Source organism: Comamonas sp. NyZ500, assembly GCF_016772095.1.
GTDB lineage: Bacteria > Pseudomonadota > Gammaproteobacteria > Burkholderiales > Burkholderiaceae_C > Comamonas > Comamonas thiooxydans.
Genome location: NZ_JAEIJE010000001.1, coordinates 370906 through 384625 on the forward strand (window position 1 = coordinate 370906; position 13720 = coordinate 384625).

The window sequence follows — 13720 nt, forward strand, 5'->3', positions numbered from 1 at the left end:
CGTCTGCATCGGTAGGGCCTCAATAGCCCTGCTGGCTTTGTCAGCAGCCCTGTCAGGCATGAGCGGCAGTTTCGTTCTTGAGCGGCTGGCCCAGGCTGCGCAGCACATCGCGCACCATCTGGGCACGGTCCTTGGGGTTCTCCAGTTCTTTTTCGATGCGCAGCTTCTCGTTGCCTGCCAGCTTGATATGCTTGTTCTTCTGGATCAGGTGAATGATGTTCATGGGATCGATCGGCGGCTGGGGCTTGAAGCTGATGTTGATCACGCCAGGAGCGGCATCGACCTTCACAACACCATAGGGCTGGCTCAGCACGCGCAGGCGGTGCACGTCGATCAGGGTCTGGGCCTGGGGCGGCAGCTTGCCGAAACGATCCACGATCTCCTCGAGCAGGGTATCGATCTGATCGGCCGTCTTGGCCGTGGCCAGCTTCTTGTAGAACGACAGGCGCAGATGCACGTCGCCGCAATAGTCGTTGGGCAGCAGGGCCGGGGCATGCAGATTGATGTCGGTGGAGGCCGATAGCGGTGAGAGCAGATCGGGCTCCTTTCCGGCCTTGAGGCTGCGTACGGCCTCGGACAGCATCTCGTTATAGAGCTGAAAGCCCACTTCCATCATATTGCCGCTCTGGTTTTCGCCCAGCACCTCGCCGGCGCCACGGATTTCCAGGTCATGCATGGCCAGATAGAAGCCCGAGCCCAGCTCCTCCATCTGCTGGATGGCCTCCAGCCGCTGCTGGGCCTGCTTGGTCAGGCCGTCCAGGTCCGGCACCATCAGATAGGCATAGGCCTGATGGTGGCTGCGTCCCACGCGGCCACGCAGCTGGTGCAGCTGCGCCAGGCCGAACTTGTCGGCGCGGCTGATGAGAATGGTGTTGGCCGATGGCACGTCGATGCCGGTCTCGATGATGGTCGAGCACAGCAATATGTTGTAGCGCTGGGCCACGAAATCACGCATCACACGTTCCAGCTCGCGCTCGGGCATCTGGCCGTGGGCCACGGCGATGCGGGCCTCGGGCAGGATTTCCTCCAGCTTTTGCTTGCGGTTCTCTATGGTCTCGACCTCGTTGTGCAGGAAGTAGATCTGTCCGCCGCGCTTGAGCTCGCGCAGCACGGCTTCGCGAATCACGCCCGTGCCCTCGTTGCGCACAAAGGTCTTGATGGCCAGACGCCGCTGCGGCGCCGTGGCGATCACCGACAGATCGCGCAGCCCCTCCAGCGCCATGCCCATGGTGCGCGGAATCGGGGTGGCCGTCAGTGTCAGCACATCGACCTCGGCACGCATGGCCTTCATGGCCTCCTTGTGGCGCACGCCAAAGCGGTGTTCCTCGTCGATGATGAGCAGGCCCAGGTTCTTGAACTGCGTGGATTCGGACAGCAGCTTGTGCGTGCCGACCACGATATCCACCGTACCGTCCGAGATGCCCTTGATGGCTGCCGTGATCTCCTTGCCCGAGCGGAAGCGCGACACCTCGGCCACCTTGATCGGCCATTTGGAGAAGCGGTCCACCAGGGTCTGGTAATGCTGCTCGGCCAGCAGCGTGGTGGGGGCGAGGAAGGCGACTTGCTTGCCGCCCATGGCTGCCACAAAGGCTGCACGCAGCGCGACCTCGGTCTTGCCGAAGCCCACATCGCCACAGACCAGGCGGTCCATGGGCTGGGGGCTGATCATGTCCTGCACCACGGCGTGGATGGCGGCGCGCTGGTCGGCCGTTTCCTCGAAGCCGAAGTCGGCCACAAACTGCTCGTAGTCGGCCGTGGGGAAGCGGAAGGCATGGCCCTGGCGCGCGGCGCGGCGGGCGTAGATATTGAGCAGCTCGGCGGCCGAGTCGCGCACCTGTTCGGCGGCCTTGCGCTTGGCTTTTTCCCATTGCGTGCCGCCCAGCTTGTGCAGCGGCGCATCGTCGGGCGAGACGCCGGTGTAGCGGCTGATCAGGTGCAACTGGCTGACGGGCACATAGAGCACGGCATCGGCCGCATATTCCAGATGCAGAAACTCCTGCAGTGCGGGCGTGCCGTCAGTGTTCTTCTGGCCCATGTCCATATTGATCAGCCCGCGATAGCGGCCTATGCCGTGGTCGGCATGAACGATGGGGTCTCCCACCTTGAGCTCGGACAGGTCCTTGATCAGGGCCTCCACATCGCTGACCTGCTCCTGGCGGCGGCGACGGCGGCCTGTGGGGCTGCTGGCGAACAGCTCGGTTTCGGTGACGAAGTCCAGGCCTTCCTCGACCCAGGCAAAGCCCGTCATCAGGCTGGAGGTGGCGATGCCGACCTTTTCCGTGGCATCGGCCTGGAACTCGGCCAGCGAATCGAACACGGGCGGGTTGACACCCGAGGCACGGAAAAAGTCGAGCAGGCTCTCGCGCCTGCCATCGGATTCGGCCAGAAGCAAGACCCGGCTTGCACTGGATGCTATATGTTTTTGCAGCTTGGCCAGCGGGTCATCGGCTCCGCGCAGCACGGAAAGGTCTTCTAGCTTCTGGAAGATGGCGCTGTCGGCCACATCTTCGGTGCCCGGGCGCAAGGCCAGCTGGGCATGTTCCTTGCTGCGGGTATAGAACTGGTCGGCGCTGAGAAACAGCGTCTCGGGCGGCAGCGCCGGGTGGTCGGGGTCGCCTTGTACCAGGCGGTAGCGGTCCTTGGTATCCTGCCAGAAGCGCTGGAAGGCCGGCTCCAGATCGCCATGCAGCACCACGGTGGCCTCATCGCCCAGGTAGTCAAAGACCGTGGCCGTCTCGTCAAAGAACAAGGGCAGGTAGTACTCGATGCCGGCCGTGGCAATGCCGGCACCCATGTCCTTGTAGATGCGGCTGCGCGTGGGGTCGCCTTCTAGCAGCTCGCGCCAGCGGCTGCGGAACTTGGCGCGCGCCTCCTCGTCCATAGGGAATTCGCGGCCCGGCAGCAGGCGCACTTCGGGTACGGGGTAGAGGCTGCGTTGCGTGTCGGGGTCGAAGGTGCGGATGGAGTCGATCTCGTCGTCGAACAGATCCACGCGGTAGGGCTGGAGCGAGCCCATGGGGAACAGATCGATCAGGCCGCCGCGCACCGCGTATTCGCCATGGCTGACCACCTGGGACACATGCTGGTAGCCCGCCAGCGTGAGCTGGGCCTTGAGCTTGGCTTCGTCCAGCTTCTGGCCCTGCTTGAATTCAAAGGTATAGCCGGCCAGAAACGAGGGTGGAGCCAGACGATAAAGGGCCGTGGTGGCGGGCACGATGACCACATCGGCGCCATGCTGCTTGTCGCGCTGGTTGATGCGCCACAGCGTGGCCAGGCGCTCGCTGATCAGATCCTGGTGCGGCGAGAAGCTGTCGTAGGGCAGGGTTTCCCAGTCGGGGAACAATGCGCAGCGCAGCTCGGGGGCGAAGAAGGCCATCTCTTCCATGAGACGGTGGGCGTCGGCGGCATCGGCCGTGACGATGGCAGTGACCCGGCCGTCCTGCTTTTCGCGCTCGCCCAGCCTGGCCAGCAGCAGCGCGTCGGCGCTGCCAACTGGACGGGGCAGGTGAAAGCGTTTACCGGGGGTGAGCTTGGGCAGTTGCATGGTTTTTCACAGACGAACGCAGGCAGCGACGCACAGGAGCGGGCTGGATGCGAAAAAACGGGGACAGATTGAACGCGGGCGAGTCCGGCCATCAAAGGCAGGGCTCACAGCCCAATCAGCGCGGAGCTGATGGTTGGCGGCGCATTCACTCAAAATGGGGACACCTCAAGGCGATGCAAGCCGAAAGCAACTCGTCGATGGATCTCAGGAGCTTTCGGATGAAATGGTGATTTTAAAATACTGTGCATGACAGATCGGTTTTTCTCGCCTGAGTCCATGACGGATGACAAGGCAAACGCTGCGGCGGCTTCATCGCCAGCATCTGCGCCCCGCTGCTGGGGGCTGATTCCCTGCGCGGGCGTCGGTCTGCGCGCCATTGCCGCAGACTCCCCGGCCCCAGAGCTGCCCAAGCAATACCAGAGTGTTGCGGGCCAGCCCATGGTCATGCACACGCTGGCCGCCATGTTGGCGGTGCAGCGCATGCACCGTGTGCTGCTGGTGGTCTCTGCTTCCGATGGCTTCTGGCACGAGCGCGCCACGGAGGCCCGGCTCAGCATTGCTGCCTGTGGCGGAGCCACCCGTGCCGAGACTGTGAGCAACGGCCTGCAGGAGTTGCTGCGCATGGGAGCCAGCGCCGAGGACTGGGTGCTGGTGCATGACGCGGCGCGCTGTCTGGTCGCATCGGCGCAGGTCAATGCCTTGATAGATGCCTGCCTGCCGGATGCGGTGGGTGGACTGCTGGCGCTGAAACTGCCCGACACCCTCAAGCAGCAGGCCGCTGCTGCAGGCCCGGCGCGTGTGGCGCAGACGGTGGAGCGCAGTGACAAATGGCTGGCTCAGACGCCGCAGATGTTCCGTATCGCAGCCTTGCTGGCTGCGCTGCAGGCGGCGGGCGCTGCCGTGACCGATGAAGCCAGCGCCATGGAACTGGCCGGTCACTCACCGAGATTGGTGCCGGGCGGTGCGCAGAACTTCAAGGTGACCTACCCCGACGACTTCGCGCTGGCCGAGGCCGTGCTGCTGCAGCGCAAGGCGCGTGGCTAGACGGATTCGCCATCGACAGGGCTTGGCGACGGGCAAGGCTATGTCCGGGTCGGATTGGCACAGATAGTATTTAATTTGATAGCTGCTTGCGCTTTCTGAGCAAGGGTTTGACAAGGATTTTTATGAATTTTCGTATTGGTGAGGGCTGGGATGTGCATGCCCTGGTTCCTGGACGCAAGCTGATTCTCGGCGGAGTCGAAGTGCCTCATAGCCTGGGCTTGCTCGGTCATTCGGATGCCGACGTGCTGCTGCACGCGATCACCGATGCGCTGTTCGGCGCTGCGGCTCTGGGCGATATCGGCCGCCATTTCTCGGACACCGACGCGCAGTTCAAGGGGGCCGACTCGGCCGTGCTGCTGGCCGAGGCTGCCAGGCGCGTGCGTGCCAAGGGCTTCGAGATCGGCAATATCGACAGCACCATCGTGGCTCAGGCGCCCAAGCTGGCACCCCATATCGAGAAGATGCGCGAACGCATTGCCCAGGTGCTGGCGCTGGATGTGGAACAGGTCAACGTCAAGGCCAAGACGGCCGAGAAGCTGGGGCCTGTGGGTCAGCAGCAGGCCATGGAGGCTCGTGCCGTGGCCTTGCTGGTACGGACTGCCTAGCCACGTTCGGCGCAATGGCCGCTGCGAAAGCCGGTCATGAATCGCCGTAGAGGGCTTGGACCTCGGCCCCGGTCAGGGTCGGGGTGTCGTTGGCTAGCGCGTAATAGTCGGGCTTTTCGTCGATATAGATCTGCTGTGCCAGTGTCAGTCCCTGGGCATCCTGAAACAGCCCGGCAGACAGAAAATGCTCGTTGCTTGCCAGCAGGCGGTAGAAGAGGTGGGTGCCGCAGCTGCTGCAGAAGGCGCGCTCCGCCCAGGGCGAGGAGGCATAGCGCGTGACGGGGCCGCTGGTCTGCACCGCCGTGCCGCCATGCAGGGTGAAGGCTGGGCCTTCTCCCCAGCGCCGACACATGCTGCAGTGGCAGACATGAACTTCTTGGGTGTCGGGCGCGGTGACGAGAACGGCTTTGCACAGGCATCGGGCTTGCATGGTGAGCTCTCCGGCAGATGGTTGAAAGGCGATGCCGATTGTGCAATGAGGCGGGCAGATTCAGTCTTCCATGGTCTCATCGTCTTTCTTGTCGCGCGGCAGATTGCGCTTGACCTGGGGGCGCTGCAGGCGCTGTTCGGGCGCCGCACCGGCCGTCACGCCCATGGCGCGCTGCAACTGCAGATGGGCGACCAGGCCGCCTGTCGATGAATTGGACAGGGCAAACATGCCGCCCATGCGCTGCACCGTCTTGTCCACGATGGACAGACCCAGGCCTGCACCTGCGGCCGCCGTGCGCGCCGTGTCGCCGCGGAAGAAGGGCTGGGTCAGATTGGCCAGTTGCTCGGCCGGCACGCCCTTGCCATGGTCGCGGATGCGGATAACCACCCATTTCTCGCTTTCCTTGGCAACCACGTCCACCTCGGTGGTGTCGGTGGACGGGGTCTTGCCATAGCGGCGTGCATTCTCGAAGAGGTTGGAGATGACACGCGCCAGCTCCACCTCATCGGCCATGACGTAGAGGTCTTCGGGCACGTTCATGGTGATCTGCAGCTCACGGTGGTCCTGCACGGCATAGACGCAGGAGGCAACCACGGCGTGCAGATCCACGGGGCTGAGCATGACGCGATGATCGGGGCGGGCGTAATCCAGGAATTTGTCGATGGTGGCGTCCAGTTGAACGATGTCGGCCACCATATGCTCGCGCGCCACATCGTCATAGACGCTCATCTCGGTTTCCAGACGCAGCCGCGCCAGCGGCGTGCGCAGGTCGTGGGAGATGCCGGCCAGCATCACGGCGCGGTCCTGCTCCAGCTTGGCCAGCTTCTGCGCCATGCGGTTGAAGCCTATATTGACTTCGCGGATTTCGCTGGTCACGGCTTCCTCGTCGAGCTGGCTGGCGTCGAAGTCGCCCTCCCGCACGCGGTTGGCTGCATAGGACAGTTGTTTGAGTGGCCGGTTGATCAGGCGGGCGATGGCGGCCGCGCCGATGAGCGAGAGCAGGGCGGCCGTGATCAGCCAGATCAGCCAGGTCTGGCCGCTGGCGGGAGTGAAGCGCGACTGGTCCATCAGCATCCAGTTGCGGTCGCCGTTGATGGTGAAGCCAACCCACAGGCCGGGCTCTCCGTTGACGCTGCGCGCCACCACGGTGCCGTAGCCCAGGCGGGTGGTCAGCTCCTCGGTCAGCTTCTGGCCAAGGGCGTTTTGCTCCAGCAGCTCGAAGGAGTCGCCGGGCTCGCGGGGCAGAATGCGCACGCCTTCCTGGTCGGCCATGGTCTTGATCAGGGAGACGCGGTTGATCGCATCCGAATGCTCGAGGGCAGCGCGGCTCAGATTGACCAAAGAGGCCACTTGCTTGGCCGTCTGCAGCGTGCGTGGCTCGAAATCCAGTGCCCGCAATGTCTGCAGCCAGGCCAGAATGCTGCCCACCAGCAGCAGGGCCAGCAGGCAGAAAGTACGCCAGAACAGGTTCAGCCCCACAGGGGAGCGAGCTGTGCTGCGCCGCTCGTACTCCAGAGGAACGGGGCTGGTGGCGTCGGGCGGCGGATGGTGAAAAGCGCTCATGAACAGCAATGCGGAAATAACTGGGCCCGAGGGTACGCCCAATATGGGCGACGCGGGTTACGGTTTGTCCAAAAAGTGTCTATCTACTGGTGGTTGTTGAAAGAGCTTGACTTATGGGCCCTATGGGCCGGTACCCAAGCGCAACAAGCCGCGCAGCGGGCGGCTTGTTGCGATGGAGGCGGGCAGAATCAGTTCATGCCATCGGGTACGAACACATAGCCCACGCCCCAGACGGTCTGGATATAGCGTGGTGCGGCAGCGTCTTCCTCGATCAGCTTGCGCAGGCGGGAAACCTGCACGTCCAGGCTGCGGTCGAACGGCTCGAATTCGCGGCCACGGGCCAGCAGGGCCAGCTTTTCGCGAGACAGAGGCTGGCGCGGGTGGCGCACCAGGGCCTTGAGCATGGCGAATTCGCCGGTGGTGAGTGGCAACTCCTCGCCATTCTTTTGCAGCACGCGAGTGCCCAGGTCGAAGGTGAAGGGGCCAAAGGTCACCACCTCGTTGTCGCCCGAAGGCGCGCCCGGTGCTTCCTGAGGCGGGCGGCGGCGCAGCACGGCATGAATGCGGGCCAGCAGTTCGCGGGGGTTGAAAGGCTTGCCCAGATAGTCGTCGGCGCCCACTTCCAGGCCCACGATGCGGTCCACATCCTCGCCCTTGGCGGTCAGCATGATGATGGGAGTGCGGTCATTGGCGGAGCGCAGGCGGCGGCAGATGGACAGGCCATCCTCGCCGGGCATCATCAGATCCAGCACGATCAGGTCGACAGTCTCGCGCAGCAGGATGCGGTTGAGCGCCTTGCCGTCCTCGGCAATCATGATCTCGAAGCCTTCCTGCGTCAGATAGCGGCGCAGCAGGTCGCGGATGCGTGCATCGTCATCCACCACGAGGATCTTGTCAGTACGGTTGTTCGTCGTTGCCATGATCGTCCTTGTCGATTTATTTGTAACTGGCCCATTGTTATCGCTAGATCAAAAAAATCCAGCAAAACAAGCTCAAGTCTTGCTACTTGTTACGATTGTTGCGTTTATTAATGGAACAATAAATGTTTCATGAGGAACTTTTCAAGAGTATTCTGCACTATTGTTTCAGTGTTTGTTCTGTTGGTGTGTCGAATGTGGAGTATTCGTACATAAAGTCACACTCTGGGCTGACATGCTGCGCTGCAGCGACTTTGCGCAATGGTGAAATGCATGTGTATCTGCATGGCCTGATTTACTTACAAGGGTGAACCGCATGAATCAATTTTCCAAGTCTTCCTCTTCCTCTCGCGCCGCGGCTGCCGCACTTGCGCTGGCTGCGGCCTGCGCTGGCGGCAATGTATGGGCCCAGGGCGCCGCGCGTGATATGCATAGACCTGCCAATGTGGTGCAGCTGTCGGCTCAGGGAACCGTGGAGGTCAAGCAGGACTGGATGACGGCAACCCTGTCGGCCAGCAAGGATGGCCGCGATGCCGCGTCCGTTCAGTCCCAGCTGCAAAAGATCGTGGAGTCCGCCATGACCACGCTGCGTAACGATGCGCAAGGTCGGCAGATGGAGTTGAGCACCGGTAATTTCTCCATCTCGCCGCGTTATGGCAACAACGGCAAGATCGAAGGCTGGCAGGGCCAGGCAGAGATCGTGCTGCAGGGGCGCGACTTCGTGCGCATCACTCAGGCAGCGGCCAAGGTGCAGGACATGGCGCTGGCCAGCATGAGCTTCGGCCTCTCGCGCGAAGCACGGGAAAAGGTGGAGGGCGAAGCCCAGGCCAAGGCGATCGAGAGTTTCCGCCAGCGTGCTGCGGCCATCTCCAAGAGCTTTGGTTTTGCGGGTTACAGCCTGCGCGAGGTCAATGTGAGCAGCAGCGGCGGCGGCGGGCATCCCATGCCTCGCCCGCGCATGATGAGCATGGCCAAGGCCAGCTATGCGGATGCCGCGCCCGTGCCGGTGGAGGCGGATCGTACCGAGGTGACGGTCAGCGTCGGTGGCTCGATTCAGATGCAGTGATAGGATCCGCGTCGCGTGTATAAAAAAGGAGCAGCTTGCGCTGCTCCTTTTTGATTTTCATCATGATTTGATGCTACATATGTTTTCTGGCAAGCGCTAGATGCTATCTAATTGATAGACGTGTTCGCCGGAGTCGAGCGGCTTTTATTGTGCGGCCCAGCCGCCGTCCATATTCCATGCCACGCCGCGCACATTGTTGGCCGCGGCCGAGCAGAAGAAGACAGCCAGCTCGCCCAGCTCTTCGGGCGTGGTGAACTGCATCGAAGGCTCTTTTTCTCCCAGCAACTGCCTGGTGGCGTCTTCATTGCTGATGCCTTGGGCGGCAGCCTTGGCATCCACCTGCTTTTGTACCAGCGGCGTCAGCACCCAGCCGGGGCAGATGGCGTTGCAGGTCACGCCGGTGGTGGCGTTTTCCAGCGCCGTCACCTTGGTCAGGCCGACGATGCCGTGCTTGGCGGCGACATAAGCCGATTTTTCGGCCGAGCCGACCAGGCCGTGTACCGAGGCCACATTGATGATGCGGCCCCAGTTGGCCTGCTGCATGGCGGGCAGGGCCAGGCGCGTGGTGTGGAAGGCGCTGCTCAGGTTGATGGCGAGGATGGCATCCCACTTCTCCACGGGGAAGTCCTGCACCTTGGCCACATGCTGAATGCCGGCGTTGTTGACCAGGATGTCGACGCGGCCGAATTCGGCGGCGGCGTATTTCATCATGGCTTCAATGTCGGCGGCCTTGCTCATGTCCGCTCCGTGGTAGCCGACTTCGATACCGGCTGCTTTGCCGGCATCAAGCACCTGGGCGCGTGGTGCTTCGACATCGCCAAAGCCGTTGAGCACGATATTGGCACCCTGGCGCGCCAGAGCGATTGCGATACCTAGGCCGATTCCGCTGGTCGATCCCGTCACGAGAGCGGTTTTGCCTTTCAACATGGACATACAAGGTCTCCGAATGAATTACGATGCGACGACAGCCATTATCGGCCCCGGTCTTGAAAACGCGTTCTCCATGAATCAACCTACGCTGAATTACGTATCGTGTCCCGGAGCCTCTGCAACGGCTCCCACCTGGGCCAGTGCTCAGCGCCGCCAACAGGTCGAGGCGCAGCCCGAGGGAACGCACCGCATGGCGTACTGGGAATGGAACCATACCGGCAATCCAAGGCATCCTCATGTCATAGTCTGCGTGCACGGCCTCTCGCGCCAGGGGCGAGACTTTGATGTGCTGGCAACCGAGCTCAGCCGCTTTGCCCGCGTGATCTGCCCCGATGTGGTGGGGCGCGGCGAAAGCGACTGGCTGGCCGACCCCATGGGTTATCAGCTGCCGCTGTATGCGGCCGATATGTTGGCGCTGCTGGCCCAGTTGCATGCTCAGGCGCCGATTGAAACCCTGGACTGGGTCGGTACCAGCATGGGGGGCCTGATCGGGATGGGGGTCGTGGGGCAGCCCGGTCTGCCGCTGCCGGTGCCTGTGCGGCGGCTGGTGCTCAACGACGTAGGGCCGGCGATTGAATGGGAGTCGCTGGAACGAATCGGCTCCTATGTCGGAAAAGGCTTGCAGTTTCCCAACTTTGAGAGCGCTGCTGCTGCCATGCGCTTGATTTCCGAGGGATTCGGCCCACATAGCGATGAGCAATGGAGCCGGCTCTCGCAAGCCATGATCAAGCCAGATGCCCAAGGGGGTGTGGTGCTGCATTACGACCCCCGTATTGCAGTGCCCATGGCCCAGATGACGCGCGAGACTGCTCAGGCCGGTGAGGCCTTGCTCTGGCAGCTTTACGACCAGATCAAGGCACAGGTATTGCTTATCCGAGGGGCCGAGTCCGATCTGCTTTCCAGCCGTACCGCCAAGGCCATGACCGAACGTGGCCCCAGGGCGCATTGCACGGAACTGCAGGGCGTGGGACATGCCCCGACGTTGGTAGTGCCGGGGCAAGTGGCGTTGATACAAAAGTTTTTACAAGGGGATAAGGGTTTGCCTGCGAACATCAGTCTTGCGCAGCAGGCCCAAGAGGAAGCTGCATGAAGACCAGCGATACCGTAACCACAGTCTCTGACGCCGCACCCAAGCTCACGGAGCCTACGCCGCATCTGATTACCGCCACATCCGAGGTTTTGCCCGATCAAGTCAATGCGCTGGCGCGCGCCCGTGCCTTTGCAGAACCTCTGATTGCCGGCGAAGTCATGGAGACCGGTGAAAACACCCTGACCCACGCCGACGCCGTTGCCGCCATCCTCAAGAAAATCGGTGGCTCGGAAACCATGCAGGCGGCCATTTATCTGGTGCACGCCAGCGTGCACCTGAACAAGCCGCAGGAAGTGATTGCCAAGGCGTTTGGCGATAATTTTGCGACCCTGGCGGTCGAAACCATCAAACTCATCCGGGTGCAGCAGCAGGCGCGAGACGCCGAGCTGAGCAGCCAGCATGTCGATGGCGTGGCCACCCAGACCGAGAACGTGCGCAAGATGCTGCTGGGCTTTTCGCGCGATCTGCGCGTGGTGCTGCTGCGCTTGGCGTCGCGCCTGCAGACGCTGCGCTACTACGCGGCCGAGAAGAGCCCGGTTTCACCCAGCATCGCGCGCGAAGCGCTCTATGTCTTTGCGCCACTGGCCAACCGTCTGGGAATCTGGCAGATCAAATGGGAGCTCGAAGATCTGGCTTTCCGTTTTCTGGAGCCCGATACCTACCGCCAGATTGCGCGTCTGCTCGACGAAAAGCGGGTCGAGCGCGAAGCCTATATGGAGCAGATGCGTGCGCGGCTCGAGGCCGATTTGCGCGCCCACAGCATCAGCGCCTCGGTTCAGGGGCGTCCCAAGCATATCTACAGCATCGTCAAGAAGATGCGCGGCAAGTCGCTGAGCTTTGACCAGTTGTTCGATATCCGTGCCATGCGCGTCATCGTGCCTACGGTCAAGGACTGCTATGCGGCCCTGTCCTGGGTGCATGAGCAGTTCACGCCGCTGGAAAAGGAGTTCGACGACTACATCGCCAAACCCAAGCCCAACGGTTATCAGTCGCTGCACACGGTGGTGCGCGATGAAACCGGCCGCACCATAGAGATCCAGATCCGCACCCAGGCCATGCACGACCATGCCGAGCATGGCGTGGCCGCGCACTGGGCTTACAAGGAAGCTGGTACCAAGGGCTATGCGGGCGTGTCTGCGTCCAGCGAATATGACGCCAAGATCGCCGTGCTGCGCCAGTTGCTGGCCTGGGGCAGCGACCTGACGGGCTCGGCCCAGCGTGGTCTGTTTGAAGACCGCATCTATGTGCTGACTCCCGATGCGGCCGTGATCGAGCTGCCGCAAGGGGCTACGCCGGTGGACTTTGCCTACTCGGTGCACACCAGCCTGGGCCATCGTTGCCGCGGCGCGCGTGTGGACGGAGCCATGGTGCCGCTGAACACCGCTCTGGAAAGCGGTCAGACCGTGGAGATCAACACGGCCAAGGAAGACCGCCCCTCCCGCGACTGGCTCAATGCCGAGCTGGGTTATCTGGTCAGCAACCGTGCCAAGGCCAAGGTGCGCGCCTGGTTCAATGCCCAGGCCACGCACGAAACTGTCTCGCGCGGGCGCGAGGCCGTTGAAAAGCTGCTGCAGCGCGAGGGCAAGACGGCGATCAAGCTTGAAGAGCTGGCTGCACAGCTGGGCTTCAAGTCTGCCGATGCACTGTTTGAAGTCGTGGGCAAGGACGAGTATTCACTGCGCAATATCGAGGTTGTGCTGCGTCCCAGTGAAGAAACGCCAGAGGAAGATGCATTCACGCCGGTGCGCAAGGCGCGCGGCCATGACTCTTCGCGCGGCGGGGTGCTGGTGGTGGGCGTCGACTCGCTCATGACCCAGCTCGCCAAATGCTGCAAGCCGGCTCCTCCGGACGAGATCGGCGGCTTTGTGACTCGTGGCAAGGGCGTGAGCGTGCACCGCTGCGATTGCTCCAATTTCCGCGAGATGATGGCCAAGAGCCCCGAACGTGTCATCGAGGTCGACTGGGGCACTCCCAAGCATGTGGACAAGGGTGGACCGGTTTACCCTGTGGACGTTGCGGTGGAGGCGGCCGACCGTCAAGGCTTGCTGCGCGATATCTCGGATGTGTTTGCACGCGAGAAGACCAATGTCATCGGGGTGCAGACACAGTCCGTCAAGGGGACGGCGTGGATGACGTTCACGGTGGAAGTGGCGGATTCGGGTCGCCTCAACAAGGTACTTGGCATCGTCGCCAGTGTGTCCGGCGTTCGCTCGGCCAGAAGGCGCTGATGTAAGTCCCGATTGCGCCTGACAGTGCTCGATGACAAGAAAATGTTAGCTCTCAAAAAATGAGTGAAAAACCCGTGCTACAATTGCTTCATCGAACAGAACAACAGGCGCGTAGCTCAGCTGGTTAGAGCACCACCTTGACATGGTGGGGGTCGTTGGTTCGAGTCCAATCGCGCCTACCAAACGTGCAGACGAAACCAGAGTCTGCAACAGAAAATTCCCGCTGAAAAGCGGGCATTTTTGTTTTGTCGGTACGAAGCCGTTAGTGGAGAACGGCATTCAAACAGACGTTTTGTCTCAACT

The 13720-nt window shown here is 62.2% G+C and carries 10 protein-coding genes and 1 tRNA gene; 6 read left to right on the forward strand and 5 right to left on the reverse strand.

The genetic code is table 11. The features are described from left to right. Nucleotides 1–52 precede the first annotated feature (52 nt). Nucleotides 53–3544, reverse strand: coding sequence for a transcription-repair coupling factor (gene mfd / locus JAO85_RS01680; RefSeq protein ID WP_202787305.1), 3492 nt, complete (start codon nt 3542–3544; stop codon nt 53–55). A 276-nt stretch (nt 3545–3820) separates the two neighbouring features. On the opposite strand from mfd, the gene ispD reads away from it, so the two are divergent. Next, nucleotides 3821–4588 (forward strand): 2-C-methyl-D-erythritol 4-phosphate cytidylyltransferase, encoded by a 768-nt coding sequence (gene ispD / locus JAO85_RS01685; RefSeq protein WP_202787507.1) that lies wholly within the window; start codon nt 3821–3823, stop codon nt 4586–4588. Between the two features lie 122 nt (nt 4589–4710). Next, nucleotides 4711–5193 carry a 2-C-methyl-D-erythritol 2,4-cyclodiphosphate synthase gene (gene ispF, locus JAO85_RS01690; protein WP_039048570.1) on the forward strand — a complete coding sequence of 161 codons (483 nt, stop codon included), beginning with the start codon at nt 4711–4713 and terminating at the stop codon, nt 5191–5193. 34 nt (nt 5194–5227) lie between these two features. Here the strand turns inward: ispF and JAO85_RS01695 are convergent, their stop codons facing one another. The 3 genes from JAO85_RS01695 to ompR form a co-directional block, all read right to left on the reverse strand. Further along, nucleotides 5228–5623 (reverse strand): GFA family protein, encoded by a 396-nt coding sequence (locus JAO85_RS01695; protein WP_039048571.1) that lies wholly within the window; start codon nt 5621–5623, stop codon nt 5228–5230. A gap of 60 nt (nt 5624–5683) precedes the next feature. Next, complete coding sequence (locus JAO85_RS01700; protein WP_034363318.1) at nt 5684–7186, reverse strand: sensor histidine kinase; 1503 nt, start codon at nt 7184–7186, stop codon at nt 5684–5686. Between the two features lie 188 nt (nt 7187–7374). Continuing rightward, nucleotides 7375–8106, reverse strand: coding sequence for a two-component system response regulator OmpR (gene ompR / locus JAO85_RS01705; RefSeq protein ID WP_003055820.1), 732 nt, complete (start codon nt 8104–8106; stop codon nt 7375–7377). Between the two features lie 313 nt (nt 8107–8419). Here ompR and JAO85_RS01710 point away from each other — a divergent pair, with 313 nt between their 5' ends. Continuing rightward, complete coding sequence (locus tag JAO85_RS01710) at nt 8420–9169, forward strand: SIMPL domain-containing protein (protein WP_202787306.1); 750 nt, start codon at nt 8420–8422, stop codon at nt 9167–9169. A 144-nt stretch (nt 9170–9313) separates the two neighbouring features. Here JAO85_RS01710 and JAO85_RS01715 read toward each other — a convergent pair whose 3' ends face one another. Further along, nucleotides 9314–10096, reverse strand: coding sequence for a 3-hydroxybutyrate dehydrogenase (locus JAO85_RS01715; RefSeq protein ID WP_039048727.1), 783 nt, complete (start codon nt 10094–10096; stop codon nt 9314–9316). Nucleotides 10097–10172: 76 nt separating this feature from the next. Between JAO85_RS01715 and JAO85_RS01720 the strand changes: the two genes are divergently transcribed. The 3 genes from JAO85_RS01720 to JAO85_RS01730 all read left to right on the forward strand — a co-directional run bounded on the left by JAO85_RS01720 (nt 10173) and on the right by JAO85_RS01730 (nt 13599). After that, nucleotides 10173–11189: an alpha/beta fold hydrolase gene (locus JAO85_RS01720; protein ID WP_012838072.1), complete on the forward strand. Its 1017-nt coding sequence runs from the start codon at nt 10173–10175 to the stop codon at nt 11187–11189. After that, complete coding sequence (locus tag JAO85_RS01725; RefSeq protein WP_003070275.1) at nt 11186–13417, forward strand: bifunctional (p)ppGpp synthetase/guanosine-3',5'-bis(diphosphate) 3'-pyrophosphohydrolase; 2232 nt, start codon at nt 11186–11188, stop codon at nt 13415–13417. Before JAO85_RS01720 ends, JAO85_RS01725 begins: the two co-directional genes overlap by 4 nt. Before the next feature lie 105 nt (nt 13418–13522). Then, nucleotides 13523–13599 (forward strand) — tRNA-Val (locus tag JAO85_RS01730). Nucleotides 13600–13720 lie beyond the last annotated feature (121 nt).

Bases quoted from the DNA above. Each gene is read 5' to 3' on its own strand.
- mfd (WP_202787305.1), bottom strand. From the start codon at position 3,544: ATGCAACTGCCCAAGCTCACCCCCGGTAAACGCTTTCACCTGCCCCGT.
- ispD (WP_202787507.1), top strand. From the start codon at position 3,821: ATGACGGATGACAAGGCAAACGCTGCGGCGGCTTCATCGCCAGCATCT.
- ispF (WP_039048570.1), top strand. From the start codon at position 4,711: ATGAATTTTCGTATTGGTGAGGGCTGGGATGTGCATGCCCTGGTTCCT.
- JAO85_RS01695 (WP_039048571.1), bottom strand. From the start codon at position 5,623: ATGCAAGCCCGATGCCTGTGCAAAGCCGTTCTCGTCACCGCGCCCGAC.
- JAO85_RS01700 (WP_034363318.1), bottom strand. From the start codon at position 7,186: ATGAGCGCTTTTCACCATCCGCCGCCCGACGCCACCAGCCCCGTTCCT.
- ompR (WP_003055820.1), bottom strand. From the start codon at position 8,106: ATGGCAACGACGAACAACCGTACTGACAAGATCCTCGTGGTGGATGAC.
- JAO85_RS01710 (WP_202787306.1), top strand. From the start codon at position 8,420: ATGAATCAATTTTCCAAGTCTTCCTCTTCCTCTCGCGCCGCGGCTGCC.
- JAO85_RS01715 (WP_039048727.1), bottom strand. From the start codon at position 10,096: ATGTTGAAAGGCAAAACCGCTCTCGTGACGGGATCGACCAGCGGAATC.
- JAO85_RS01720 (WP_012838072.1), top strand. From the start codon at position 10,173: ATGAATCAACCTACGCTGAATTACGTATCGTGTCCCGGAGCCTCTGCA.
- JAO85_RS01725 (WP_003070275.1), top strand. From the start codon at position 11,186: ATGAAGACCAGCGATACCGTAACCACAGTCTCTGACGCCGCACCCAAG.